The 1,018-nt window shown below is 61.0% G+C and carries 2 protein-coding genes; one reads left to right on the top strand and one right to left on the bottom strand.

Going from position 1 to position 1,018, the window contains the following annotated elements; genetic code table 11:
- Positions 1-667 (bottom strand): DUF5996 family protein (locus tag E5W70_RS32400; RefSeq protein WP_292665426.1); only part of this gene is annotated, 667 nt, incomplete at its 3' end.
- 166 nt (positions 668-833) lie between these two features.
- On the opposite strand from E5W70_RS32400, the gene E5W70_RS32395 reads away from it, so the two are divergent.
- Positions 834-1,018, top strand: a 185-nt coding sequence (locus E5W70_RS32395; RefSeq protein ID WP_292665430.1) for a thiamine pyrophosphate-binding protein, incomplete at its 3' end; no start/stop codon positions are given.

Here is a 1,018-nt window from a genome sequence, read left to right as displayed (position 1 = left end):
GCCAAAAGCCAGCCGACGAAACCTCATGACTGTAGGCTTCGCGGGTGATCTCGTCGGGCAGGGCGGGAATGCCACCCAGGTGTAGGGGCGCTCGCCGCCCGGAAAAGCGCGTCACTGCGAGATCGAAGCTCCCCCAGAACAGGTGCACCGGGCTGACCTTGCCGAGATAAGCGGTGCGGAAGGTCTGGAGTACGGCTGTCACCGCTATGCTTGCCTTGAAAAAGCGCGCGACGGCATCGGCATCGTAGGGCCGCTCGGCCCGGTCCTCTGCGAACGGAATCGCGTTCGGGATTTCATTCGGCATGCCGTTCAGCTCCGCCGTCCCGCCGAGGCTGCGAACGAGGTCTAATGCGTGAGCATGGAAGGAAGCGACCGACATCGGCTCGAGCGGAAATCGGGCAGTGCGTCCGTCGGTGGCCGCTCCGACCACCTGATGGTCGACCAGGTCGAGGCTGAGCTCGATCCCGCCAGCTCCATCAGGCACGAGCCCGGTCGTGAAGCCGCGAGCATTAGGATAGAGGGTCGCGTGCCACGAATGGTTCACCCAGGGCGTGCGTGCAAGCCGATATTTCCCTATGATCTGGGAATAAAGATGCAGCGCGGAGCAGCTACCACGCCAAGGACCATACGGTACGTCCGGCCACCGATCATGGATGCGGTCGTTCATCGGGCTAACCTACCTTCGACAAAGTTGAACAACAATCCGCGAATGCCCCTTCGCTCCGGTCACAATACCCGCCCCGTTGAGATAGAGTAGGTCCAAAGCATTGTCAGTTTCGCTTGGGATCGATCCGTTCATTTGGGTCCCGCTTCAACCACAAGGATGCCGAAATTTGAAAAAGGGCTCTGACCTCCTCATCGCCGCCCTCGAGAATGAGGGCGTGGATCGGATCTTCGGTGTCCCCGGCGAGGAAAATCTCGACGTCCTGGAGTCGTTGCGCACCTCGCGGATCGAATTGATCACAACGCGGCATGAGCAGGCTGCCGGTTTCATGGCGGCCACGCATGGACGCCTGAC

It is taken from the genome of Mesorhizobium sp. (assembly GCF_005063415.1).
Taxonomy (GTDB): domain Bacteria; phylum Pseudomonadota; class Alphaproteobacteria; order Rhizobiales; family Rhizobiaceae; genus Mesorhizobium.
This window is presented reverse-complemented; position numbering and strand designations above follow the sequence as displayed.